This is a genomic window from Streptococcus sp. 1001283B150225_161107_H12 (assembly GCF_015552665.1).
In the GTDB taxonomy this organism is placed as follows: domain Bacteria; phylum Bacillota; class Bacilli; order Lactobacillales; family Streptococcaceae; genus Streptococcus.
This window is the reverse complement of sequence record NZ_JADNFC010000002.1, coordinates 114,957-137,343: the sequence shown is the minus strand read 5'-3', so window position 1 is coordinate 137,343 and position 22,387 is coordinate 114,957. Positions and strand designations below refer to the sequence as shown.

At 44.1% G+C, this 22,387-nt stretch carries 22 protein-coding genes and 1 pseudogene; 21 read left to right on the top strand and 2 right to left on the bottom strand.

The genetic code is table 11. The features are described 5' to 3' along the window. The first annotated feature begins 23 nt into the window (after positions 1 to 23). The 9 genes and pseudogenes from rpiA (at position 24) to I2C87_RS03960 (ending at position 8,388) form a co-directional block, all read left to right on the top strand. Positions 24 to 701, top strand: coding sequence for a ribose-5-phosphate isomerase RpiA (gene rpiA, locus I2C87_RS04000; RefSeq protein ID WP_040803071.1), 678 nt, complete (start codon positions 24 to 26; stop codon positions 699 to 701). A gap of 126 nt (positions 702 to 827) precedes the next feature. Beyond that, positions 828 to 2,039 (top strand): phosphopentomutase, encoded by a 1,212-nt coding sequence (locus I2C87_RS03995; protein WP_006596455.1) that lies wholly within the window; start codon positions 828 to 830, stop codon positions 2,037 to 2,039. Between the two features lies 1 nt (position 2,040). Beyond that, positions 2,041 to 2,583, top strand: a complete 543-nt coding sequence (locus I2C87_RS03990; RefSeq protein WP_195324033.1) for a DUF1697 domain-containing protein — start codon at positions 2,041 to 2,043, stop codon at positions 2,581 to 2,583. A 12-nt stretch (positions 2,584 to 2,595) separates the two neighbouring features. Next, positions 2,596 to 3,405, top strand: a complete 810-nt coding sequence (locus I2C87_RS03985; protein ID WP_195324032.1) for a purine-nucleoside phosphorylase — start codon at positions 2,596 to 2,598, stop codon at positions 3,403 to 3,405. A 5-nt stretch (positions 3,406 to 3,410) separates the two neighbouring features. Beyond that, positions 3,411 to 4,670: pseudogene (locus I2C87_RS03980) on the top strand (chloride channel protein). 415 nt (positions 4,671 to 5,085) lie between these two features. Then, positions 5,086 to 5,796, top strand: coding sequence for a purine-nucleoside phosphorylase (deoD, locus tag I2C87_RS03975; protein WP_040803271.1), 711 nt, complete (start codon positions 5,086 to 5,088; stop codon positions 5,794 to 5,796). Then, complete coding sequence (locus I2C87_RS03970; protein ID WP_195324031.1) at positions 5,796 to 6,554, top strand: hypothetical protein; 759 nt, start codon at positions 5,796 to 5,798, stop codon at positions 6,552 to 6,554. Before deoD ends, I2C87_RS03970 begins: the two co-directional genes overlap by 1 nt. A gap of 10 nt (positions 6,555 to 6,564) precedes the next feature. Beyond that, positions 6,565 to 7,296, top strand: coding sequence for an NAD-dependent protein deacylase (locus I2C87_RS03965; protein WP_195324030.1), 732 nt, complete (start codon positions 6,565 to 6,567; stop codon positions 7,294 to 7,296). Positions 7,297 to 7,422: 126 nt separating this feature from the next. Then, entirely contained in the window at positions 7,423 to 8,388 is a 966-nt protein-coding gene (locus tag I2C87_RS03960) for a hypothetical protein (RefSeq protein ID WP_195324029.1), read from the top strand. A 30-nt stretch (positions 8,389 to 8,418) separates the two neighbouring features. On the opposite strand, the gene I2C87_RS03955 is transcribed toward I2C87_RS03960, so the two are convergent. Continuing rightward, complete coding sequence (locus I2C87_RS03955; protein ID WP_195324028.1) at positions 8,419 to 9,351, bottom strand: hypothetical protein; 933 nt, start codon at positions 9,349 to 9,351, stop codon at positions 8,419 to 8,421. 9 nt (positions 9,352 to 9,360) lie between these two features. Beyond that, positions 9,361 to 10,269, bottom strand: coding sequence for a LysR family transcriptional regulator (locus tag I2C87_RS03950; RefSeq protein ID WP_048689847.1), 909 nt, complete (start codon positions 10,267 to 10,269; stop codon positions 9,361 to 9,363). A gap of 141 nt (positions 10,270 to 10,410) precedes the next feature. On the opposite strand from I2C87_RS03950, the gene I2C87_RS03945 reads away from it, so the two are divergent. The 12 genes from I2C87_RS03945 (at position 10,411) to I2C87_RS03890 (ending at position 22,258) form a co-directional block, all read left to right on the top strand. Continuing rightward, positions 10,411 to 11,778, top strand: coding sequence for a DUF6688 domain-containing protein (locus I2C87_RS03945; RefSeq protein ID WP_195324027.1), 1,368 nt, complete (start codon positions 10,411 to 10,413; stop codon positions 11,776 to 11,778). A gap of 191 nt (positions 11,779 to 11,969) precedes the next feature. After that, positions 11,970 to 12,776, top strand: a complete 807-nt coding sequence (locus I2C87_RS03940; protein WP_195324026.1) for a dihydroorotate dehydrogenase electron transfer subunit — start codon at positions 11,970 to 11,972, stop codon at positions 12,774 to 12,776. A 10-nt stretch (positions 12,777 to 12,786) separates the two neighbouring features. Further along, a complete protein-coding gene (locus I2C87_RS03935; RefSeq protein WP_195324025.1) occupies positions 12,787 to 13,725 on the top strand; it encodes a dihydroorotate dehydrogenase in 939 nt (312 codons plus the stop codon). Between the two features lie 373 nt (positions 13,726 to 14,098). Continuing rightward, positions 14,099 to 14,791, top strand: a complete 693-nt coding sequence (gene pyrF / locus I2C87_RS03930) for an orotidine-5'-phosphate decarboxylase (RefSeq protein WP_006596444.1) — start codon at positions 14,099 to 14,101, stop codon at positions 14,789 to 14,791. Positions 14,792 to 15,177: 386 nt separating this feature from the next. Further along, positions 15,178 to 15,807, top strand: coding sequence for an orotate phosphoribosyltransferase (gene pyrE, locus I2C87_RS03925; protein ID WP_195324024.1), 630 nt, complete (start codon positions 15,178 to 15,180; stop codon positions 15,805 to 15,807). A gap of 62 nt (positions 15,808 to 15,869) precedes the next feature. Next, a complete protein-coding gene (locus I2C87_RS03920) occupies positions 15,870 to 16,739 on the top strand; it encodes a GNAT family N-acetyltransferase (RefSeq protein ID WP_229046170.1) in 870 nt (289 codons plus the stop codon). 39 nt (positions 16,740 to 16,778) lie between these two features. Next, positions 16,779 to 18,290, top strand: a complete 1,512-nt coding sequence (locus I2C87_RS03915) for a glycosyltransferase family 39 protein (RefSeq protein WP_195324022.1) — start codon at positions 16,779 to 16,781, stop codon at positions 18,288 to 18,290. A gap of 25 nt (positions 18,291 to 18,315) precedes the next feature. Then, positions 18,316 to 18,972 carry a uracil-DNA glycosylase gene (locus tag I2C87_RS03910; protein WP_195324021.1) on the top strand — a complete coding sequence of 219 codons (657 nt, stop codon included), beginning with the start codon at positions 18,316 to 18,318 and terminating at the stop codon, positions 18,970 to 18,972. A 20-nt stretch (positions 18,973 to 18,992) separates the two neighbouring features. Then, positions 18,993 to 19,457 carry an NUDIX hydrolase gene (locus tag I2C87_RS03905; RefSeq protein ID WP_195324020.1) on the top strand — a complete coding sequence of 155 codons (465 nt, stop codon included), beginning with the start codon at positions 18,993 to 18,995 and terminating at the stop codon, positions 19,455 to 19,457. 11 nt (positions 19,458 to 19,468) lie between these two features. Further along, positions 19,469 to 20,737, top strand: a complete 1,269-nt coding sequence (locus I2C87_RS03900) for a dihydroorotase (protein WP_195324019.1) — start codon at positions 19,469 to 19,471, stop codon at positions 20,735 to 20,737. A gap of 53 nt (positions 20,738 to 20,790) precedes the next feature. Next, the gene (locus I2C87_RS03895) at positions 20,791 to 21,630 is read left to right on the top strand and encodes an SGNH/GDSL hydrolase family protein (protein WP_195324018.1); all 840 of its coding nucleotides are present in this window, start codon (positions 20,791 to 20,793) and stop codon (positions 21,628 to 21,630) included. Continuing rightward, complete coding sequence (locus I2C87_RS03890) at positions 21,602 to 22,258, top strand: YpmS family protein (RefSeq protein ID WP_195324017.1); 657 nt, start codon at positions 21,602 to 21,604, stop codon at positions 22,256 to 22,258. Before I2C87_RS03895 ends, I2C87_RS03890 begins: the two co-directional genes overlap by 29 nt. The last annotated feature ends 129 nt before the right edge of the window (positions 22,259 to 22,387 follow it).

Below are 22,387 nucleotides of genomic sequence, written 5' to 3'. Positions count from 1 at the left end.
ATGAATAGAAATGGAGGTCTATGATGGTAAACCTAAAAGAACAGGTAGGCATTAAGGCGGCTGAGTTTGTTACTGACGGCATGATTGTCGGTCTTGGTACAGGGTCAACTGCTTATTATTTTGTGGCTGAATTGGGGCGTCGTATCAAGGAAGAAGGCTTGAAGATTACTGCTGTAACGACCTCAAGCGTGACCTATGAACAGGCAGAAGGCTTGGGAATTCCTCTCAAAGCCATTGATGATGTAGAAGTGGTAGACTTGACCGTAGATGGTGCGGATGAAGTAGACCCTGCTTTGAACGGCATCAAAGGTGGGGGCGGTGCTCTCTTGATGGAGAAAATCGTTGCGACCAACTCAAAAGACTGCATCTGGATTGTCGATGAGTCTAAACAAGTGGAGACGCTTGGTGCCTTTAAACTGCCGGTAGAAGTGGTTCAATACGGAGCAGAGAATCTTTTCCGTCATTTTGAAAAGAAGGGCTATTCACCAGCTTATCGTGAAAAAGATGGCCAGCGCTTTGTGACCGACCAAGGGAACTTTATTATTGATTTGGATTTGAAAGTGATCCCAGATGCTGAAGCCTTAGCAGAAGAGTTGGACCGGACTGTCGGTGTTGTCGATCATGGTCTCTTTTTAGGAATGGTTTCCAAAGTCATCGTAGGGACACCAGAAGGTCCAAAAATCATTAGCAAATCACTTTAAAAAGGGCATTTTGTCCTTTTTTCTACGGATATAAAACTTATTTATAAAATTTTATATGAAAGCGTTACATTTTCAAAAAATTGTGTTATACTGTATTCAGTTTAAATTATAAAGGAGACATTCAAAATGCCAAAATTTAATCGTATGCATTTAGTTGTATTGGATTCAGTAGGGATCGGAGCAGCTCCAGATGCTAATAACTTTGTCAATGCCGGTGTACCTGATGGCGCATCTGACACACTTGGACACATTTCAAAAGCAGTTGGTTTGAATGTACCAAACATGGCAAAGCTTGGTCTTGGAAATATTCCGCGTGAACAACCCTTAAAGACTGTACCTGCTGAGAGCAATCCAACTGGTTACGCAACGAAGTTAGAAGAAGTCTCTCTTGGAAAAGATACCATGACAGGTCACTGGGAAATCATGGGTCTTAATATTACAGAACCGTTTGATACTTTCTGGAATGGATTCCCAGAAGAAATTATTACTAAGATTGAAGAATTCTCAGGTCGTAAGGTCATCCGCGAAGCTAACAAACCTTATTCTGGTACAGCGGTCATCGATGACTTCGGACCACGTCAAATGGAAACAGGCGAGTTAATCATCTATACATCAGCTGACCCAGTTCTTCAAATCGCAGCCCACGAAGAGATTATTCCTTTGGATGAACTCTACCGTATCTGTGAATATGCTCGTTCTATTACGTTGGAACGTCCAGCACTTCTTGGACGGATTATTGCTCGTCCATATGTTGGGGAACCAGGAAACTTCACACGTACGGCCAACCGTCGTGACTTGGCTGTTTCACCATTTGCGCCAACTGTTTTGGACAAATTGAACGAAGCTGGTATCGATACTTACTCAGTTGGAAAGATCAGTGATATCTTCAATGGTGCTGGTATCAACCACGATATGGGCCACAACAAATCAAACAGCCACGGTATTGACAACTTGATCAAGGCTATGAAATCAGAAGACTTTAAACATGGATTCTCATTCACTAACTTGGTAGACTTCGATGCCCTTTATGGACACCGTCGTGATCCACACGGTTACCGTGATTGCTTGCATGAGTTTGATGAGCGCTTGCCAGAAATCATCGCTGCTATGAAAGAAGATGATCTCTTGATGATCACGGCTGACCACGGAAATGACCCAACTTACGCTGGTACAGACCATACGCGTGAATACATCCCATTCTTGGCTTATAGCCCATCCTTCAAAGGTAGTGGCTTGATCCCTGTTGGACACTTTGCGGATATCTCAGCTACAGTGGCGGACAACTTCGGTGTGGAGAAAGCCATGATCGGTGAAAGCTTCTTAGATAAATTGGTCTAAGATGACGCGATTTGCCTTACTCGTAAGAGGAATCAATGTTGGCGGCAAGAATAAGGTGGTCATGGCGGATCTGCGTCAGCAATTGACGGTTCTAGGCCTCGGCCAAGTGGAAACCTACATCAATAGTGGCAATATCTTCTTTACGACGGATCTTTCGCGGACTCAATTAGTGGAGGGGCTGTCGACCTTCTTTGGGAACCATTATCCCTTTATTGAGCGCTTTTCTCTCTTGAGTCGAGAAGACTATGAAGCAGAATGTGCGAACTTACCGGAATGGTGGACAGAAGAGATGGCTCGTAAGGATGTCCTCTTTTACACCGAGGGTTTGGGTAGGGAATCCGTAGAAGAGAAGCTGCTGGCTTTAGATTTAGGAGAAGAAGTGCTCCACTTTGGCAAGCTAGCGGTTTTCTGGGGGAAATTCTCAGAAGAAAGCTATGCTAAAACGGCCTACCACAAACACCTGATGAAGATGCCTTTCTATCGCCAGATGACTATTCGCAACGCCAACACCTTTGACAAAATCGGTACATTACTTAAAAAATAAAAGGAGAACACAATGACATTATTAGCAAAAATCAATGAAACAGCAGCATTTTTGAAGGGCAAAGGAATCGAAGCTCCTGAGTTTGGTTTGATCCTTGGATCAGGTCTTGGAGAATTGGCTGAGGAAATCGAAAATGCCGTCGTAGTAGACTACTCTGACATTCCAAACTGGGGTCAATCCACAGTAGTCGGACACGCTGGTAAATTGGTTTATGGTGATCTTGCTGGACGTAAGGTATTGGCACTTCAAGGTCGTTTCCACTTCTACGAAGGAAACCCATTGGAAGCGGTGACTTTCCCAGTTCGTGTCATGAAAGTTTTGGGCTGTAAAGGAGTGCTTGTAACCAACGCTGCTGGAGGTATCGGCTTCGGTCCTGGTACCTTGATGGCTATTACTGACCACATCAATATGACAGGTCAAAACCCATTGATCGGTGAAAACTTGGATGACTTTGGTCCACGCTTCCCTGATATGTCCAAAGCTTACACTCCAGAATACCGCGAGACTGCTCATCGAGTAGCGGACAAATTGGGTATTAAATTGGATGATGGAGTTTATATTGGTGTGACTGGTCCTACCTACGAAACTCCAGCTGAAATCCGTGCGTATAAAACACTTGGTGCAGATGCTGTTGGTATGTCAACTGTTCCAGAAGTCATCGTTGCAGCACACTCTGGCTTGAAGGTTCTTGGTATTTCATGTATTACCAACTTTGCAGCTGGTTTCCAAGAAGAGCTCAACCACGAAGAAGTAGTCGAAGTGACAGAACGCGTTAAGGGCGACTTCAAAGGATTGGTAAAAGCGATTCTTGCTGAATTGTAAGAACCTTGGAAAGAATTGTGAGATCTCTTCAAACAATTCCCTATAAACGAAGACTAGTCCTAGCAGCTTGTCTGCTAGGGCTCGTTTCGGGTTTAGCGGGTATCCTGCTTCATTACCTTTTAGAGTTAGTGGAAGGATTGGCTTTTGGGCGTTCAGAGCACCAGTTTGGCTTTTTGACAGATGGAGTTCCGCCTTCACGGATTTGGACCAGTCTGTTTCTTGTTGGTGCCAGCTCAGCCTTGGTCTGGTATCTCCTACAGCGAAAGGGAAACATTCTTTCTATCAAAGGCCAGATGAAGGAGGAGCCTTCACGTCCTCGTCTTCATTTCTGGGAGCAGATGCTCCATTCCACCTGGCAAATCATTGCCGTAGGAGCTGGTGCACCAGTAGGAAAAGAAGGAGCACCACGGGAGATTGGTTCCTTGTTGGCGCCTCCTCTTGGACGAGTACTAGACTTATCGTTTCAGGACCGCATCTTTCTGATCGCTTGCGGGGCTGGCGCAGGCTTGGCAGCGGTCTACCAAGTGCCACTAACCAGTGTCTTTTTTATCTTTGAAACCTTTGGGCTGGCTTTTTCGATGAAACGCTTTGTCTTGGCCGGGATTACCACTTATGTGGCTGCTTATACAGCAGGCTGGGTCATCTCAGATCGGGCCCTCTACCAAGTGTCTGAAATAACTTGGTCCCCTACTGTCTTATGGCAGATGGTTATCTTCATTGCCTTACTGACTCCAGTCGCCTGGCACTTTGCCCGTTTCACAAAGAAGGCATCCATTTATCGAATTAAGGACAAACGAATTCTTATCACTTTGCCATTAGCATTTGTTTTCCTAGCTGGTCTAGCAAGCTTCCAGCCCCACCTGCTTGGAAATGGGCGGATGATGGCTCAGGAAATCCTCAATGGGGGCACATGGCAGACAATCTTTCTTCTATTAACCCTAAAAGCTCTAGTCGTTCTGCTTACCTTTTGAGCAGGTGCCTATGGAGGGACTCTGACGCCTTCCTTTGCACTGGGAATGGCAGGAGCAGCCCTCATCTCTTTGGTACTTGGTGTTGGAAATACTCCAGCTTTCTTTCTCCTAGGTTCGGTTATCTTCTTGACAGTGACCTTAAAAGCTCCCTTATCTGCGACGGGCTTGGTCCTTGGGTTTACTGGACAAGGGTTAACAGCTCTACCCTATCTCTTGCTGACAGCTTTTCTAACTGTTGGTTTCTCCAAAGGATTGGATCATCTGATGGGGAAAAAATCAAGGAGTCTCCAGTAGATAAGATTCAGTAGTTTTTATATAGGGGATTTACCCTACAAGCTAGATGAAACCTATCTTCTTATGGTATAATTTAACTAAGCATATAAGGAACCAGGCTTGTTAGGGCTGGAATAAACCTCACTTTTGATGCCTGGCCTCTATGATGAATCCAGAAAGCTAGAGTTTGTGTTGCGATGTAAACATGAGCAGAAAGTTTTTCAAAAAAATACACACAGAAAGGTAGAGCATGTGTTCTGATTTGAACACGAGCGGAAAGCTTTTCAAAACAAAAAATGAAAGGAAGGGTAGTTCGGGTTTGAATTGAACCCGGGCTAGAGGCTGTGTAAAAAAGATAAATCCTTCTAGATGCGTAGCATCTTTGTCGGATTTCCTATTTTTACTTTGCCTCTTTAACGCCCTTGGTATCTTAATTATGTCTATCCATATTGCTGCTAAGCAAGGTGAAATTGCTGATAAAATTCTCCTTCCTGGAGATCCTCTTCGTGCGAAATTTATCGCTGAGAACTTCCTTGAAGATGCTGTTTGCTTCAACGAAGTCCGTAACATGTTTGGTTACACGGGTACTTATAAAGGTCATCGTGTTTCTGTCATGGGAACTGGAATGGGGATGCCATCGATCTCCATCTATGCGCGTGAGTTGATAGTAGACTACGGTGTGAAGAAATTGATCCGTGTGGGTACAGCTGGTTCTTTGAATGGCGATGTCCACGTCCGTGAATTGGTCTTGGCGCAAGCTGCCGCAACCAACTCAAACATCATTCGCAACGACTGGCCTCAATACGATTTCCCACAAATCGCAAGCTTTGATTTGCTAGATAAGGCCTACCACATTGCCAAAGACCTTGGCATGACCACTCACGTTGGTAATGTCTTGTCTTCTGATGTCTTCTATTCAAACTATGGTGAAAAGAACATTGAACTTGGTAAGTGGGGTGTCAAAGCTGTAGAAATGGAAGCAGCAGCTCTTTACTATCTTGCTGCTCAACACCATGTTGATGCGCTTGCTATTATGACTATTTCAGACAGTTTGGTCAATCCAGATGAAGATACAACAGCTGAAGAACGTCAAAATACTTTCACAGACATGATGAAAGTTGGTCTTGAAACCTTGATCGCAGACTAATGACAGAATACCTTCATGATGAGTGGCTCTACGACCTTCAGACCTACCAGTATAGTCGGGCCCTTCGCTCTGCAAAGAAGCAGAAAGGCGTGCCAGAGCTGGTCTTGATCTTATTGCAGCTAATGGCGGAGCGTCGAGAGCTCAATATCCAACCGGTCATGAACCCAAAGTTGAAAACCGAGTTGCTAGAAGTGACTGGTTTTCAGCTTTTTTGGCATGAGGACCCAGAAGAGGAACAGTTGGCTAACTATCTGTATGATTTAGAGGCCAAGCTTCGCAATGAGCAGATCATCGACTTCATTCGGGCGGTGAGTCCTGCTATCTATCGGATCTTTATGCGCTTGATTGAGATGCAAATCCCAGATATTGCAGACTACATCCACAACTCCAAGGAGTCCAGCTATGACCATTGGAAGTTTGACAAGATTCGGGCCTCTGACAATCCAGCCTTGCAACAATTCCATAGTGAGAGTGCGGTCAATTCGTCCAGTTTGACGGAGTTGATCTTACACTTGGACTTGACAGATTCCACCAAGGATGCGGCCAAGCAACTGCGGGAGTTGGAGAAATCTGTCCGCAATCCTCTAGCTCACTTGATCAAACCCTTTGATGAAGAGGAACTCCACCGGACGACTGGATTCTCTTCCCAGCATTTTATGGAGCTCTTGGTGAGTTTGGCTCAGGATACGGGGATTGTTTACCAGCGAGAACCTTTTTATTTCGATCAGGCCAATGCTGTTATCGAGGCACTCTTGTAAGGAGGTAGACATGGATAAACTGAAAGAGTTGCAAGAAATCATTGATCAGAGTCAACGGATCGTCTTTTTCGGTGGGGCAGGCGTCTCTACAGAATCCAATATTCCAGATTTTAGAAGTTCGGACGGCGTCTATAGCGTCACATTGGGGCGCCATTTTACGGCTGAGCAACTGGTCTCTCATACCATGTTTGAGCGCTATCCAGAGGACTTTTTCGACTTCTATAAGAAATACTTGCTCTATCCAGATGCCAAGCCCAATGCAGCCCATCGCTATCTGGCTTGGCTGGAAGAGACCGGTAAGCTCAAGGCAGTGGTGACGCAAAATATTGATAGTCTCCATGAAATGGCAGGGTCTAAAAAAGTCTTGAAACTCCATGGTAGTGCCGACCGTAATTACTGTACGAGTTGCCAGCGATTTTATGATCTGCAAGGCTTTCTAGCTTTAGAAGGCCCAGTTCCACACTGTCTCGATTGTGGTAAGGTGGTTAAACCGGATGTAACCCTCTACGAGGAACCTCTCGATATGGACGTCTTTAGCCAAGCAGCCCAAGCCATCCAAGAAGCTGATTTGCTGATTATCGGTGGTACCTCCCTCGTCGTCTACCCAGCAGCCAGCTTGATCCAGTATTTCCAAGGGAAGAAGCTGGTCGTTATCAATAAGACTAGTATCCCACAGGACAAGCAAGCAGACCTGGTCATCGAAGGGAAAATTGGGGAAGTGTTTTCGAAATTAAGACAATAAAAGAACACCTGAGAGAAGTGGAAATCCACTTGTTTCAGGTGTTTTTATTGATCATTCTCTCATTAGCAAGTCTATAATAATGATGGTGATTATGATATAATGAAATAAATTTCCCAGGAGGTGAGTATGAAGAAGGTGAAGATTAAGAGGAAATATGTCCTTCTGGCTTTAGTTGGTTTGTTTATTGGCTATATCGGTCTTCGTTATTACATCAAGCCTGAGTGGTTTGATTCAGAACATATCTATCATAAGGTTTATAATTATAAGGTCAGTGACGTCAAACCTCAAAAAAAGGTCATTCAAGATATCAACATCGAATTTATCTATGATAAAGATGTTGAGAAACCTTCTGATGGTCAGTGGGAAGAGTCCACAAGAACAGATGTAAGATTATATGATAATGATTCTGTATTACATGTAACCTTTACTGATAAAAGTAAAGCAACTATTCCAATCTTTACCTCTAGAAGTGGCCCGGCTTTTAGTGAGGAAAGTATCGATTCACGACTATTTAAAAAACTATCTTATCGCTTTCCTGAATTGCATGTGAATGAGAAAAGTAGTACGATTGAACTTGGCTCTGTCTTGATGCTCTATCAAGGCGATACCTTGTTTCAAATTTCTGAAGCAAGTACAGAGATTCAGTTTCAGCTGAAGAATACGAAGACAGGGAAATTGCAAACCTATTATCAGTATGGCGGTGCACCAGATTTTAATTATTTCCGCCCGGTATTTTTTCTACAGTATCAATCAAACTCAACAGCAGAGAATCAAGCATTCTTTGATGATTATGATACTTCAAAAGAATTAAATTATTGGGATACACGCTATGATTTGGGTTCCAATACGCTAGATGTGAAGCAAGATTATGCTTTCTATAATTTATTTTATTCAAATCAATTCTCCAATCTTCCAGTCGGTATTAGTACAACCGGTGACACCTTTAAAACAACGATTACTGAAACCTATGTTATAGAGGATGTTGATGGAGGAGATAAGGCGGTCAAAGTTATATCAAGGTCAAAAACCTACACGGACAAGATGACCTATACCACTGAAGTTCTTGATAAAAAACTAAACAACTCCAGGTAGCCAATTGAGCTATCTGGAGTTGTTGTGCGTTTAAGGATATATTTCTTCAATTGTGTTAAGAATATCTTCCAACCCAATGATCCTTAGTCTATCAGAAGTCTTGTCTAATGATGGAGAATCACGATTAAAGCTTAAGGAAGCTGTCTGCTCTTCTGTTTCTTTCCGAGGTGTCTCCTTGATCATTTCTGGCAGTTCTGAAACAACTGTTTTGAATACTTTTTTTGGATCATTCTTGAATTCTTTTTTTAGTTGGTCTTCACGATCATTTATTTTTTTGTTCAGCTCGTCCATATCTGGCGGTGACCATTTATAACGGATAAGAAAACGGAAAGCAGAAGCATCAGCTTGATAGAATTCCAGAGTATAGGTCATGGATGAGTCCCAATAGGCATCAGCAATGGCCTTTTTCTCCTCATCAGTTGGAGTATAATAAGGGGAAATATTGGTCCAGTTAGAATTTAGTTTACTATATATTTCTGTTTGGAGGTTCGTTTTCAGATAGTTAGCAAGTAGATTCTCTCCTTCTTTTCGAACTTCCTTAAATACAGTTCTATTTGAAGGTGTGGTGAAAGAGGATTCTGCTTTGGTATCTGAAAAACGATCTTCATAACTGAGTTTGTACTTGGTATTTGGTTTTCCCGCGAACCAGAGGGTGTTCTCTCCTTCTGAGTCGTTTTCAAATGTCAAAATACTTTGTTCCTTGTTATCTTGATCCAGGATTTTGACATCATCTAAAGATACGCGGTTGATGCCTTCGATACTAAATGTTAATGAATACCTATTTTCGGCTTCTTTATCTTCCTTTAATGGATACTCAGAATCAAAATAGCCATTAAAATCGGAACTCAAGGTAACTTGAGGGGGGATTTCGAATAGAGTCGGTATAGGATGAACATTAAAAAAAGCAATCAAACCAATAACAAGAGCTATACTGATAACAATAAGGGTTTTCTTTACCTTCATAGTCCCTCCTTATTTATCAAATTGGACTTCCTCAAGTAAGTATTCGATAAATTTTTCACCCATTTTAGAGAGGCTAGCTTTTTCGTGTTGGATGTAGACTAGCTCGATTGGGTCATCAATATCTAGCGGGATGGAAACGATATTGTCTCCGTTGAGGTTGCTGTTAAGGATACCGGTCGCAATGGTGTAGCCGTCCAGACCAATCAAGAGATTGAAGAGGGTGGCACGGTCACTGACAACGATGGACTTCTTGTGATGCTCTTGGGAGAGGATCTCTTCTGAGAAGTAGAAGGAGTTGTGGGTCCCTTGGTCGTAGCTGAGATAAGGGAAGTCTTCTAGATCTTCTAATTTCACCACCTCTTTGTTAGCTAGAGGGTTAGTCTTGCTGACGAAGATATGAGGTTGGGCAGTGAAGAGGTGGGTTGCCTTGAGGTGGCTGTCATCCAGCATTTTGGAGAGGACATCCCGGTTATAGCCGTTAAGGAAGAGGACACCGATCTCACTACGGAAGTTCTTGACGTCATCGATGATTTCCCAGGTTCTGGTCTCCCGTAGGAAGAGCTCGTATTTCTCCATATCGCTTTTCTTGAGGAGAGAGACGAAGGCTTCGACTACGAAGGCATAGTGCTGGGAGGATACGCTAAAGAGCTCCCGATTGGCTACTGGATTTTTATAGCGTTCTTCTAGGAGTTGGGTCTGCTCGACGACTTGACGGGCATAAGAAAGGAACTCCATCCCATCCTTGGTCAAAGTGATTCCTTTGGGATTACGGATGAAGATATCAATTCCCATTTCTTTTTCCAAGTCCCGCACAGCATTGGACAAGCTTGGCTGGGTGATGAAGAGTTGCTTGGACGCCTCATTCATAGAGCCTGTTTCGACGATTTTGATAATGTAATGTAATTGTTGGATTCTCATGCTTATATTTTAACATACTTTTGACAGAAAATCCCAGCTAGTATCAGTCTCTAGAAGGATTTTTCCCTATAAAACAGGTTAAGAATTGAAGGATTGAGTGTGGCTTGATAGAATGATGACAAATAGTGCTTAGGAGGCTTTATGAAAAGAATTGCTCAATGGTACAAAAAATGGAATCAGGAACTGGAGACCAAATTTTTATCCAGTTTAGTAAAGATAAACTTTATGACCAATTTACTGATTTTTCTTGGTTTGTACGTCTTTTTAATTCTAGGGAGCTTGCCAGGAAATATCCAATCTTTGGGTTTCTGGAATGCTATTTTTGGAGTCGCAATATACAGTGTTACAATTCTTGTTCATGCTCTAGGGGTTAGTTATTTTGTTCCCAATATCTTTGTGATTCTGTATGCTATATCTCGCTGGTCTACGATTCAGGCCCAGACCTTGGAAAAGGAACTGGTCGGTGTCTATGAAGAGAAAGAAGAAGAAAAAATTAAACGAAGGGTTAACAATCGCAAGTACTTTGTGATCCTTTGGATAGGAGTCTTTGGCTGTATTCTGGAATCCTTCGTCATCTATTTAGTAAAGGATTTGACAAATTATGATTGGACCAAACAGCTCATCAATGAGCAGAAGCATACCATGATTTGGTCGGAGGCTCTCCCGACGATTCTTGCTTTGGCACTGATTTCCTTCCTAGCTCTGGTCATTTATTCTTACCGAGATGCCAATTCCTTGTCTCCACTTTTAAATATCTTTTGTATTAGTGGGATATTAATGGGATTGGTATTGTTAGCAGTATTTGACATCCAGGTGCAAGTCATCGGTTGTCACACGGTCTTCTTGTTGGTTTATTCCATTAGTCTCCTGCGGACCAGGATAAAGGAGTGGGAGGGTGCTGATCCTATTAGGGTCTATGACAATCCAATTCTCCAGCGCTTTCACCTGATCCTCCATCAATCCAAACACTGGCCTTGGTTGGCAGTCGTCTTTGCCCTCCCCTTGTTAGCGCTATTGGTCATGGTTCTCATGCTCTTTGGTCAACGTCCTGATAGCTTGGTCAAGGCCTGGACCAATACGGCAGATTGGACCTTCTCGGAAAAGATCCCTCCTCAGAATCTCATCATGGATGAGCACTATCTCTGTACGGTTGCGGCTGGTGGCCATGAAAAAGTTGTCAAGCCCCAACGGATGGGAGTCCGGCACGGTCATCCTGTTGTGGTGAATCGCCAGCTCTGTATCGCCAATGCCTTTGAGCAGGTCTTAGAAGAAAAGACGCCACGTTTCCATCGTTTCCTACGTTGTAATTATGATCGCTATGGCTATCCCTTTGCCAAACATATCAAGAAGAAATGGGCCATGGATGTCATTTACTATCTGATGAAGCCCCTGGAATGGATCTTCTTGTTGGTTCTCTACTTGGTCGATCGCAAGCCTGAAAATCGCATCGCTTTACAGTATATCCCACCGGTACCAGAAGGGTTTTCTCCTGAGACAGATGGGAAATGAGCGGAGCCATCGGGCTTCTACTTGACAAGCGACAAGGAGAGCGATATAATGAGACAAATTTAACCTTTAAGGGGTCCAGAGAGGCCTGCAAGGAAAGACAGAAAAAAGATCAGCGGACCGAGTCTAGCTGATCATTTGTAGGACCTTGCTTTCGCGAGGTCTTTTTTGCTGGAAGAAAGAAGAGGAAACCAATGGTCAGTGACAGCTGTAAGAAACGGTTTGGAAAAATCATGATGGAAGACATGGAGTTAATCGCTCAAGAAGAGATTGCGCCACGGATTTTTTCAATGGTCTTGAAGGGGGAAATGGTGGAGCAGATGCTACCGGGGCAGTTTCTCCATATTCGTGTACCGGATGACTCCAAGCTCCTCCGTCGTCCTATTTCCATCTCAGAGATTGATCCAGACAGCCAGACCTGTCGCCTCATCTATCGGGTAGAAGGGGGAGGGACAGCCATCTTTTCTCACTTGCCTGTCGGTAGCTTCCTCAGTGTCATGGGTCCTCAAGGAAATGGCTTTGACCTAAAAGGTCTTGGTCAAGGGGCGCGTGCCTTGATCATCGGCGGTGGGATTGGAGTACCTCCTTTGGTCCAAGTGGCTAAACAGCTACATGAACAGGGAGTAGAAGTCCATTCTGTTCTTGGATTTGCCAATAAAGAAGCGGTTATTCTCGAAGAAGAATTGAAACAGTACGGCCAAGTCACCATTACAACAGACGATGGTTCTTATGGCACTGAGGGCTATGTTTCTACGGTCATTGATCAGATGGACCAGGAGTTTGATGCTATCTATTCTTGTGGGGCACCTGGCATGCTCAAATATGTCAATACCAAATTCCATGACCATCCCCGCGCCTACATTTCTATGGAATCGCGTATGGCTTGTGGGATGGGTGCTTGCTATGCCTGTGTGGTGCATTTAGAAAATGAAAGCCAAGCAGCCAATAAGCGCGTGTGTGAAGATGGACCGGTCTTTGAAACTGGTACGATTGTGATGTAGGGAGGAAAGTATGACAAGTAATCGATTAGCTGTATCCTTACCAGGATTAGACTTAAAAAACCCCATCATTCCAGCTTCCGGCTGTTTTGGCTTTGGTCAGGAATATGCCAAATACTATGATTTAGACTTATTAGGATCCATTATGATCAAGGCGACAACTGCTGAGGCTCGCTTCGGAAATCCTACACCACGCGTTGCTGAGACGCCTGCAGGCATGCTCAATGCCATTGGGCTCCAAAATCCAGGGGTAGACGTGGTCCTAGCAGAGAAACTCCCTTGGTTGGCTCAGCATTATCCAGATCTACCGATTATCGCCAATGTAGCTGGCTTCTCTAATGAAGAGTATGCGACGGTATCGCGGAAGATCTCGCAAGCGCCAAATGTTAAGGCCATCGAGCTTAATATCTCTTGTCCAAACGTAGACCATGGCAACAATGGGCTCTTAATCGGACAGGTTCCTGAGTTGGCCTATGATGCAGTAAAAGCAGCGGTAGAAGCCTCATCCGTTCCTGTCTACGTTAAGTTGACCCCTAGTGTGGCAGACATTACTCAAGTCGCCAAGGCTGCAGAGGATGCAGGGGCTAGTGGATTGACCATGATCAACACGCTGGTCGGAATGCGCTTTGAACTAAAGACTGGTAAGCCCATCATTGCCAATGGCACAGGTGGTATGTCAGGGCCAGCTATCTTCCCAGTAGCCTTGAAACTCATCCGCCAAGTAGCCCAATCGACCAAACTGCCAATTATTGGCATGGGTGGTGTGGATTCAGCGGAAGCAGCCCTCGAGATGTTTATTGCTGGTGCCTCTGCAATCGGAGTCGGAACTGCTAACTTTACAGATCCATATGCTTGTCCGACCATTATCCAATACTTACCAAAGGTCATGGATCAGTATGGAATAACTAGCTTGGAAGATTTGCGTCGGCATGTCCGAGAAAATCTATTATAAGGATTATCAAGAAAATAAAAATGCCTGCTGGCTACAACCCCAACAGGCTACTGAGTAAGCTACAACTAAACAACCCTTACTCAGCATACAAAAATTTTACAGGAAAATCGGATCTTCGTCAAGAATTTGACATGTTTGTGAATCTTCCCTAGTCGAAAGATGAAAAAAACAGATTGAATCCGAACGTTTTATGATTATTTCTTGACTTTTCTTTCATATCGTACTACAATGTAGAAAAACCTTTAAAGCGGTCCAGAGAGGCTCCTAAGGTCTAGACGGTGAATCAGGGTAGATACTACCTAATTTTCGTGTAACCTTGCCTCGGGCAAGGTTTTTTTGTGGAAAAAATGTCAGCCATAAAAAGGAGAAAACCATGCGTGAAGAACGTCCCATCATCGCCCTTGACTTTCCAGCTTTTGAAGATGTCAAAAACTTTCTAGAACATTTCCCAGAAGATGAAAAACTTTTTGTAAAAATCGGAATGGAATTTTTCTATGCAGTCGGCCCAGAAATTGTTCACTATCTGAAAGGTCGTGGCCACAGCATTTTCTTGGACCTAAAATTGCACGACATCCCAAATACGGTTAAGTCAGCCATGTCTGTCCTAGGCACATTTGGTGTGGATATGGTGACAGTTCATGCAGCCGGTGGTGTAGAGATGATGCGCGAAGCCAAAAAAGCACTTGGACCAGGAGCTAAGTTGGTGGCGGTGACTCAGTTGACCTCTACCAGTGAGGAAGACATGCGTGATTGCCAAAACATCCAAACCACTGTCCAAGAATCAGTTGTTAATTATGCCCGTAAGGCGCAAGAAGCTGGCTTGGATGGCGTTGTCTGCTCAGCCCATGAAGTTGATTTGATCAAGAAAGCTACCTCAGAAGAGTTTGTCTGCGTAACCCCAGGGATCCGTCCTGCGGGAGCAGAAATTGGCGACCAAAAACGGGTCATGACCCCACAAGAAGCCCATGCCATCGGTTCAGACTACATCGTGGTTGGACGTCCGATTATCCAAGCAGAAAACCCATGGGATGCTTATCATGAAATTAAGAGACAATGGAATGCGTAAGAGCTACTAAAAGTGAAACTTTTGTAGCTCTACGGGAAGTCCGATAGGACCTTCCCTAACGCATTCACTAGATCTCAGAAGAGAAAATTATCGTTTCTCTTCTGAGATCGTCGGAATAATAAATGCAAGTAAAAGTAAAACTTTTGTAGCTCTACGGGAAGTCCTATGGGACCTTCCCTAACGCATTCACTAGATTATGAGAATGAAAATTATCGTTTTATCCTCTAAATCGTCGGAATAATAATTGCAATTAAAAGTAAAACTTTTGTAGTTCTACGGGAAGCCCGATAGGGCCTTCGCTAAACTATTCACTAACCTGTACAGTCATTTAAAAATCAATTATTGATTTAATTCGTATTCGATTAAAATCGTAAAAAGGAGTTATCATGTCATTAGCTAAAGATATTGCCAGCCATCTTCTAAAAATTGAAGCCGTTTATTTGAAACCAGAAGAGCCTTTTACTTGGGCTTCTGGGATCAAGTCCCCTATTTATACGGATAACCGCGTGACCCTCGCTTATCCAGAAACTCGTACCTTGATTGAAAATGGCTTCGTGGACAAAATCAAGGAAGCTTTCCCAGAAGTAGAAGTGATTGCTGGAACGGCAACTGCGGGGATTCCTCATGGTGCCATTATTGCGGACAAGATGAATTTGCCATTTGCCTACATCCGTAGCAAACCAAAAGACCATGGAGCTGGAAATCAAATTGAAGGCCGTGTACCACAAGGTCAAAAGATGGTGGTAGTGGAAGACTTGATTTCAACTGGTGGGTCTGTTTTGGAGGCTGTCGCAGCTGCGAAGCGTGAAGGAGCAGACGTCCTTGGTGTTGTGGCCATCTTCACCTATCAATTGGAGAAAGCCGATAAGAAATTTGCGGAAGCTGGCGTTCAACTTGAAACCTTGTCTAACTACACTGAATTGATTCATTTGGCAGAAGAACAGGGTTACATTACTTCTGAAGGTTTGGATCTGTTACGCCGTTTCAAGGAAAACCAAGAAACCTGGCAAGACTAAAGTATAATGGAGGAGGGCCAACGCTTGGCTCTCCTTTTGTTTTTGTGATGAAAGGAAATTTTATGGAGCTTAAAAGACGGACTCGTCTGAGTCTAGAAGAAAAGAAGCAGTGTGAGCAGCTTGTGAGAGCCTGTCACCAAATTGACCATACCTATCGCTTGCCCTATTTGGATAATCTCTACAATGCTGATTTAATGATGCCAGCTTTTATTCTTGCATTGGTGGAGGGACAGCTGGTTGGATTTTTGTCCATCTATGCGGATGAACCCAAAGAAGCTGAGGTTCAGCTCTTTGTGACACCTTCTTTTCGTAGACAAGGGATTGCTCGTTTTTTATGGGAAGACTTTATGGACTTGGCCAAGGATTATCAGCTAGACGATAGACTGTATGTATCAGAACTTCGCTTTTTGGACCAGCACCCAGAGTTACTTAGCCATTTTCATTTAGTGGAGGCAGAGGAGGAAGACCACGAACTGTGGTTGGAGGCCCCATGCCAGGTCACCAATCATGAGAAGAGAGAAGGACTGATGGTATTGGAAGCTGAGGAGTCCATGCTCCAAGAAATCGCGCATTTTCAATCCAAGGCTTTTGATACGGATCTTGACTATGCCCTCAAGTATGCGACCGAGTCCTTAGAGGGGCAGGATACCCGTCTCTTTGTCTTGCGTGACCATGAGCAAGTACTTGCTTCTGTTACGGTAGATCTATCTCAGGGTACGACCTATTTCTTTGGATTAGCCGTTGACCCGGATCATCTCCGCAAAGGGTACGCACGTTATCTCTTACGAAGTGTGATGAATCAGATGGCTACAGAAGTGGAGCAGCAATTTCAGATTGTCGTTGAAAAAGAGAATCAAGCAGCCCTGAGTCTATATCTAGGGCTTGGCTTCACCATCCAAACTGAGGTCCTCTATTTGATGGAGAGCCGATAGAATCCAGCGAAATCCCTATTTTTTTGCTATAATGGAGCTATGTTAGTAAAAAGTAAAAATGCCTTATTTGGATTGCTCCATCTGGTCATGTTGCTCCTGATGGTGCACTGGTTTGTCATTAGCATCGTATACCTAAAAGATATTTCGGGATGGGACCTTGTATTTGGGGGACTTATCTTTCTCCTAGCTTATGTTGGTCGCTCCTATCTCAAAAGAGCCTTTGCCTGGTTGATGAAACACAAGACTGGATTGATGCTGGGAGCGATTCTAGTTCAGATTGTTTTTATGCTGTCTGCGGAACTCTTTATCCGACGAGATGCCGCGGTGGTCTATACGGGAGCCTTTGGCCTTCTAAAAGAGTCCTCTATCTCTAGCTACCTGAGCCGGAATCCCAATAACCTTCCCTTGTTCTTGTACGAACGCTTTTTCTACCAAATCCTTGGTGGGGCAGGCCTCTGGGTCATGCAAGTCCTCAACATGGTCTTTGTGAATGCAGGAGCCATCCTCTTGTATCGTTTAGGGCTGAAACATTATGACCAAAAAGTGGCAGACTGGGTGTATACCCTCTATGTGCTCTTAATCTGTTATTCCCCTTATTTTTACTCCATGTACACGGATATTCCGCCTCTTCCTCTCGTCGCCTTGCAATTAGGGCTAGCCTTGGATCTCTTAAAAGGGAGCGACAGTGGTGCACAATGGAAGACATCCTTGTGGCTTGGCCTCTTATCAGGGCTTACTATGCTGATTCGTCCGACGACTATTATTGTCGTGATAGCCTTTTGGATGGTCCTCTTCTTTAAAGGGCAGTGGAAGGTCTTTGGAAAAGTCTTTGCTTTAACCCTTTTATCAACTGGTCTGATCTTTGGAGCTCTGAATACAGCTGTCAAACACCAAACAGCTGTCCCTATTTTAAAAGGGGAAGGGCTGGCTAAAGGACCGCTCTTGTTTATTAACTTGGGCTTGACGGATATTGGGTACAACCAAGCAGATATGAAAGAAGGGCTCTTGAAATATGTCGACGAAGATAAGCGAGACGAGTACAATAATGGGATGTTCAAGAACGAATATATCATTAAAGAAATCAAACGGCGCTTGAAGGAATATGGTCCGATTGGACTCCTGGGACATCTTTATACCAAGCAATCCTTAACGGTTGCAGAAGGGACACTTGGTTGGCTCTATCGGGATGTTGAATACGAAAAGACTCCGGTCATTAACCCTCTTTACGAGCCTTATACCAAGGATTTACCAGTTGCCAAATGGATTCGTACCTACTTCTTAAGTACAGATCGTCCTCAGTATCGTTATTATGAGTTCGTCAAACAGTTGGTTTGGATTGTGATGGCAGCTGGCCTGGTCCTTGTCTATCTCAAGAAGAAGAACGATGACGAACTCCACTTCCTATCGCTTGCTGTCTTTGGTGGTCTTCTCTTTTTGACCATCTTTGAAGGTGGCAAGACTCGTTATCTGATCCAATTTCTACCACAAATTCTCTTGTTAGCCTCTATTGGTTTGGCTGCCGGTCCAAGAAAATCTCAAGAGAACGGTTAATTATTTTATGCTGTAAGGAGAAGCGATGGAACATTCAAGATGGCACCAATTGCTTAAGGAGCAGCTTCCAGAGGGCTACTTTAAGCAAATCAATCAATTTTTAGACAAGGTCTATGCATCAGGGACCATCTACCCACCTCGTGATAAGGTATTTCAGGCCTTAAAGACAACGAATCTGGAAGTGGTTAAGGTCGTGATTCTGGGTCAGGATCCCTATCACGGTCCTGGTCAAGCACAGGGGCTCAGCTTTTCTGTACCGAATGACATCCCAGCACCTCCATCCTTGCAAAACATTTTAAAGGAGTTGGCGGAAGATATTGGGATAAAGCCTTCCCATGACTTGACGCCTTGGGCAGAGCAAGGGGTTCTCTTACTCAATGCCTGTCTGACAGTGCCTGCTGGCCAAGCCAATGGGCACGCTGGCCTGATTTGGGAAAAGTTTACAGATGCAGTTATTCGCCTAGTCAGTCTAGAGGAGGAGCATGTCGTCTTTATTCTGTGGGGTGCCTATGCTCGGAAGAAGAAGTCTTTGATTGATGCAAGCAAACACTTGATTATTGAAAGTGCCCATCCCAGTCCCTTATCGGCCTATCGCGGTTTCTTTGGCTCCCGTCCTTTTTCAAGGGCTAACGCTTATTTAACGGAGATGGGTCGCGAGCCGATTGATTGGCTGCGAAGTTAGGAAAATAGAAAGAAGAAATAATGCCACAGTTAGCTACAATTTGCTATATCGATAATGGAGAAGCGTTTTTGATGCTTCATCGCAATAAAAAGCCCAATGATGTCCATGAAGGCAAGTGGATCGGAGTTGGTGGAAAATTGGAACGCGGGGAGACTCCTCAAGAGTGTGCTGCTAGAGAAATCCTTGAAGAAACGGGTCTAGTTGCTAAGCCAGTTCTAAAAGGAATTATCACCTTCCCTGAATTTACACCTGACCTGGACTGGTACACCTATGTCTTCAAGGTGACCGAATTTGAAGGGGAGCTCATCGAGTGTAACGAAGGGACACTGGAGTGGGTGCCTTATGATCAAGTCTTAAGTAAGCCAACTTGGGAGGGGGACCACACCTTTGTCGATTGGCTCTTGGAGGATAAACCCTTCTTTTCAGCTATGTTCCGCTATGATGGGGATCGCTTGCTAGAGACCCATGTTGATTTCTATGAATAAAGGAGTAGAAGATGTTAGTCATTAAAAATGGTCGGGTAATGGACCCAAAAACTGGTTTGGACCAAGTATGTGATCTTTTGGTAGATCAGGGGAAAATTGTGGAAATAGGTCCATCTCTTTCTTATGAAGGAGTCCAAGTCATCGATGCGAGTGGCAAGGTGGTAGCGCCAGGTTTGGTGGACATTCACGTTCACTTCCGTGAACCAGGTCAGACCCACAAGGAAGATATTCACACTGGGGCTCTTGCAGCTGCAGCTGGTGGTTTTACGACAGTCGTCATGATGGCCAATACCACTCCAACCATCTCGGATGTCGAGACCTTAAAAGAAGTCTTGGATTCTGCTGCTAAGGAAGCCATCCATGTTAAAACCGTAGCGACGGTTACCAAGAACTTTGATGGCCAAAATCTCACCGACTTTGAAGGCTTGTTACAAGCTGGAGCAGTTGGTTTCTCAGATGATGGGATTCCGTTGCAAAGTACCAAGGTAGTCCGTCAGGCCTTGGAAGAAGCCAAACGTCTGGGGACCTTCATTAGTCTCCACGAAGAAGACCCAGAGTTGAACGGCATTCTGGGACTCAATGAGCACATTGCTCGGGAGCATTTCAAGGTTTGCGGAGCGACTGGTGTGGCAGAATATTCTATGGCAGCGCGTGATGCTATGATTGCTCACGCGACAGGTGGCCACCTCCACATCCAACACCTCTCTAAAGCTGAGAGTGTCAAGGTTGTCGAGTTTGCCCAAGCGATCGGTGCTCCTGTTACAGCAGAAGTAGCTCCTCAGCATTTCTCTAAGACTGAAGACCTCTTGCTGTCTAAAGGAAGCAATGCCAAGATGAATCCGCCTCTTCGTCGGGAAGAGGACCGTCTCGCAGTCATCGAAGGCTTGAAGTCAGGAGTCATTACCGTAATCGCGACAGACCACGCGCCTCATCATGCGGATGAAAAGAACGTAGCCGATATCACCAAGGCTCCTTCCGGCATGACAGGATTAGAGACCTCTTTATCGCTTGGTTTGACCTATTTGGTCCATGCAGGAGAGCTCAGCTTGATGGAACTCTTAGAAAAAATGACCTATAATCCCGCTAAATTATATAACTTTGAAGCGGGTTATTTGGAAGTCGGTGGACCAGCGGATATTGTGATCTTTGATCCGGATGCTGACCGTTTAGTGTCTAATCATTTTGCTTCTAAGGCAGCCAATTCACCGTTTGTTGGTGAATCCCTCAAGGGACAGGTGGCCTATACTATCTGCCAGGGCAAGATTGTCTACCAAGCCTAAACCTGACTTAAAAATAATAAAGTCAAATTGAAAGCTGGACGAATGAGGAGTATATGAATAGTAGAAAAATACTAGAGATGATCTTGTATTGTTTGGTCACTTTTCTGGTCTGCTTTTTTCTGGTCAATTGGCTCCTTCCTTCGGCAGAACCAGTGATGACCAAACCGTCAACAAGTGCCAAAAAGAAGGTAGTCACCTATGTAGCGATTGGGGATTCCTTGACCAAAGGTGTAGGAGATAGCACCAATCAAGGAGGTTTTGTCCCTCTGCTCGCTCAGAGTTTGACCAATGAATCAGGTCTTGAATTCAAAGCGATCAACTATGGTGTTTCTGGTAACACGAGCGGTCAAATTTTGTCACGTATGCAGGAGAAAAAGGAGATTCGAAAGGACCTGAAGAAGGCTCAGTTACTGACCATTACTGTCGGGGGCAATGACCTGCGAAAGGCCATTCTTGAGGATACCAGTAACTTAGATCTGGACCGCTTCGAAAAAGCATCGAAGACCTATGAGAAAAATCTCAAACAGATTATCGAATTTGCCCGCAAGGACAACCCTGATCTGCCTATTTACGTGGTGGGGATCTATAATCCCTTGTATCTCAATTTCCCCGATCTAACGGAATTGCAGACCCTTGTCGATCAGTGGAACCAAAGAACGGAGGAGACCCTCTCTGCCTATCAAGGCGTCTACTTTGTTCCGATCAATGACCTCCTTTATAAGGGCATTGATGGTAAGAGTGGGGTGACAGAATCCGAATTAGGAAAAGAGACTGTGACCAATGATGCCTTGTATGATGAGGATAGTTTCCATCCCAATAATACAGGCTACGAGATCATGAAAGAAGCCGTACTGGAGAAAATACATGCAACTGAGAAAAAATGGTTCGAGTGAGAAGAAGGTTAAGCCAGCAACCACAGGACCTCATTTTAAGGAGAGACGGGAGAAAACGCCGGTTAACATCTGGAAATGGCTCTTTCTAGGCTTGGTCAGTTTCTTGTTGGCAACAAGTCTAGTCGTATGGACTCGTTTCTCAACGGTACGAGAGGATGTCCGGCAACTACAGACTCCTAGCCAAGGAGGAGATGTCAAGATCGGCAGTATGACCACAACTAGGGCTCAACTAAATGAAACCATCAAGGTCATGCTTAAAAGTTATCATTTGAGTGATTATCAACTGTATGCAGACAATCAACAGATGTTACTAGAGGGAAAGATGGACTTTTTAGGAAAGGAGTACCCGCTCTATATCTATTTCCAGCCAAGTAAGCTAGAGGATGGGAGTATCCTCTTGACCCTCAAGGATTTTTCGGTTGGGACCTTGAAACTTCCTAAGAAGACCGTGATGCAGGTGCTATCTACAAACAAGGATCTACCTGACTTTGTAAAAATTGATAGCAAAGAAGCGACGATCAAGATCGAGCTTGCTAAGATTAAAAATGAGATGGATTTCTATGTCAAGGCCAATACCATTGATCTATACAATGATCAAATCATCTTTGATCTCTACAGGAAAAAATAAGAAGATCAGGCGAAAGTAAAAAAGCGACTTTCGCCTTTATTTTATTTCTATTCAAAAAATTCAGAATATTGTAGAAAATTCTTGACATTCAATTTTCCCTATGCTAAAATACTAAACAAGACATCAATC

Coding starts and splice junctions, on each gene's coding strand:
- I2C87_RS03895 (WP_195324018.1), top strand. CDS start 20,791: ATGAATAGTAGAAAAATACTAGAGATGATCTTGTATTGTTTGGTCACT.
- I2C87_RS03935 (WP_195324025.1), top strand. CDS start 12,787: ATGACAAGTAATCGATTAGCTGTATCCTTACCAGGATTAGACTTAAAA.
- I2C87_RS03965 (WP_195324030.1), top strand. CDS start 6,565: ATGGATAAACTGAAAGAGTTGCAAGAAATCATTGATCAGAGTCAACGG.
- I2C87_RS03915 (WP_195324022.1), top strand. CDS start 16,779: ATGTTAGTAAAAAGTAAAAATGCCTTATTTGGATTGCTCCATCTGGTC.
- pyrE (WP_195324024.1), top strand. CDS start 15,178: ATGTCATTAGCTAAAGATATTGCCAGCCATCTTCTAAAAATTGAAGCC.
- I2C87_RS03970 (WP_195324031.1), top strand. CDS start 5,796: ATGACAGAATACCTTCATGATGAGTGGCTCTACGACCTTCAGACCTAC.
- I2C87_RS03990 (WP_195324033.1), top strand. CDS start 2,041: ATGACGCGATTTGCCTTACTCGTAAGAGGAATCAATGTTGGCGGCAAG.
- I2C87_RS03920 (WP_229046170.1), top strand. CDS start 15,870: ATGGAGCTTAAAAGACGGACTCGTCTGAGTCTAGAAGAAAAGAAGCAG.
- I2C87_RS03960 (WP_195324029.1), top strand. CDS start 7,423: ATGAAGAAGGTGAAGATTAAGAGGAAATATGTCCTTCTGGCTTTAGTT.
- I2C87_RS03905 (WP_195324020.1), top strand. CDS start 18,993: ATGCCACAGTTAGCTACAATTTGCTATATCGATAATGGAGAAGCGTTT.
- I2C87_RS03900 (WP_195324019.1), top strand. CDS start 19,469: ATGTTAGTCATTAAAAATGGTCGGGTAATGGACCCAAAAACTGGTTTG.
- I2C87_RS03940 (WP_195324026.1), top strand. CDS start 11,970: ATGGTCAGTGACAGCTGTAAGAAACGGTTTGGAAAAATCATGATGGAA.
- I2C87_RS03995 (WP_006596455.1), top strand. CDS start 828: ATGCCAAAATTTAATCGTATGCATTTAGTTGTATTGGATTCAGTAGGG.
- pyrF (WP_006596444.1), top strand. CDS start 14,099: ATGCGTGAAGAACGTCCCATCATCGCCCTTGACTTTCCAGCTTTTGAA.
- rpiA (WP_040803071.1), top strand. CDS start 24: ATGGTAAACCTAAAAGAACAGGTAGGCATTAAGGCGGCTGAGTTTGTT.
- I2C87_RS03955 (WP_195324028.1), bottom strand. CDS start 9,351: ATGAAGGTAAAGAAAACCCTTATTGTTATCAGTATAGCTCTTGTTATT.
- I2C87_RS03985 (WP_195324032.1), top strand. CDS start 2,596: ATGACATTATTAGCAAAAATCAATGAAACAGCAGCATTTTTGAAGGGC.
- I2C87_RS03950 (WP_048689847.1), bottom strand. CDS start 10,269: ATGAGAATCCAACAATTACATTACATTATCAAAATCGTCGAAACAGGC.
- I2C87_RS03890 (WP_195324017.1), top strand. CDS start 21,602: ATGCAACTGAGAAAAAATGGTTCGAGTGAGAAGAAGGTTAAGCCAGCA.
- deoD (WP_040803271.1), top strand. CDS start 5,086: ATGTCTATCCATATTGCTGCTAAGCAAGGTGAAATTGCTGATAAAATT.
- I2C87_RS03910 (WP_195324021.1), top strand. CDS start 18,316: ATGGAACATTCAAGATGGCACCAATTGCTTAAGGAGCAGCTTCCAGAG.
- I2C87_RS03945 (WP_195324027.1), top strand. CDS start 10,411: ATGAAAAGAATTGCTCAATGGTACAAAAAATGGAATCAGGAACTGGAG.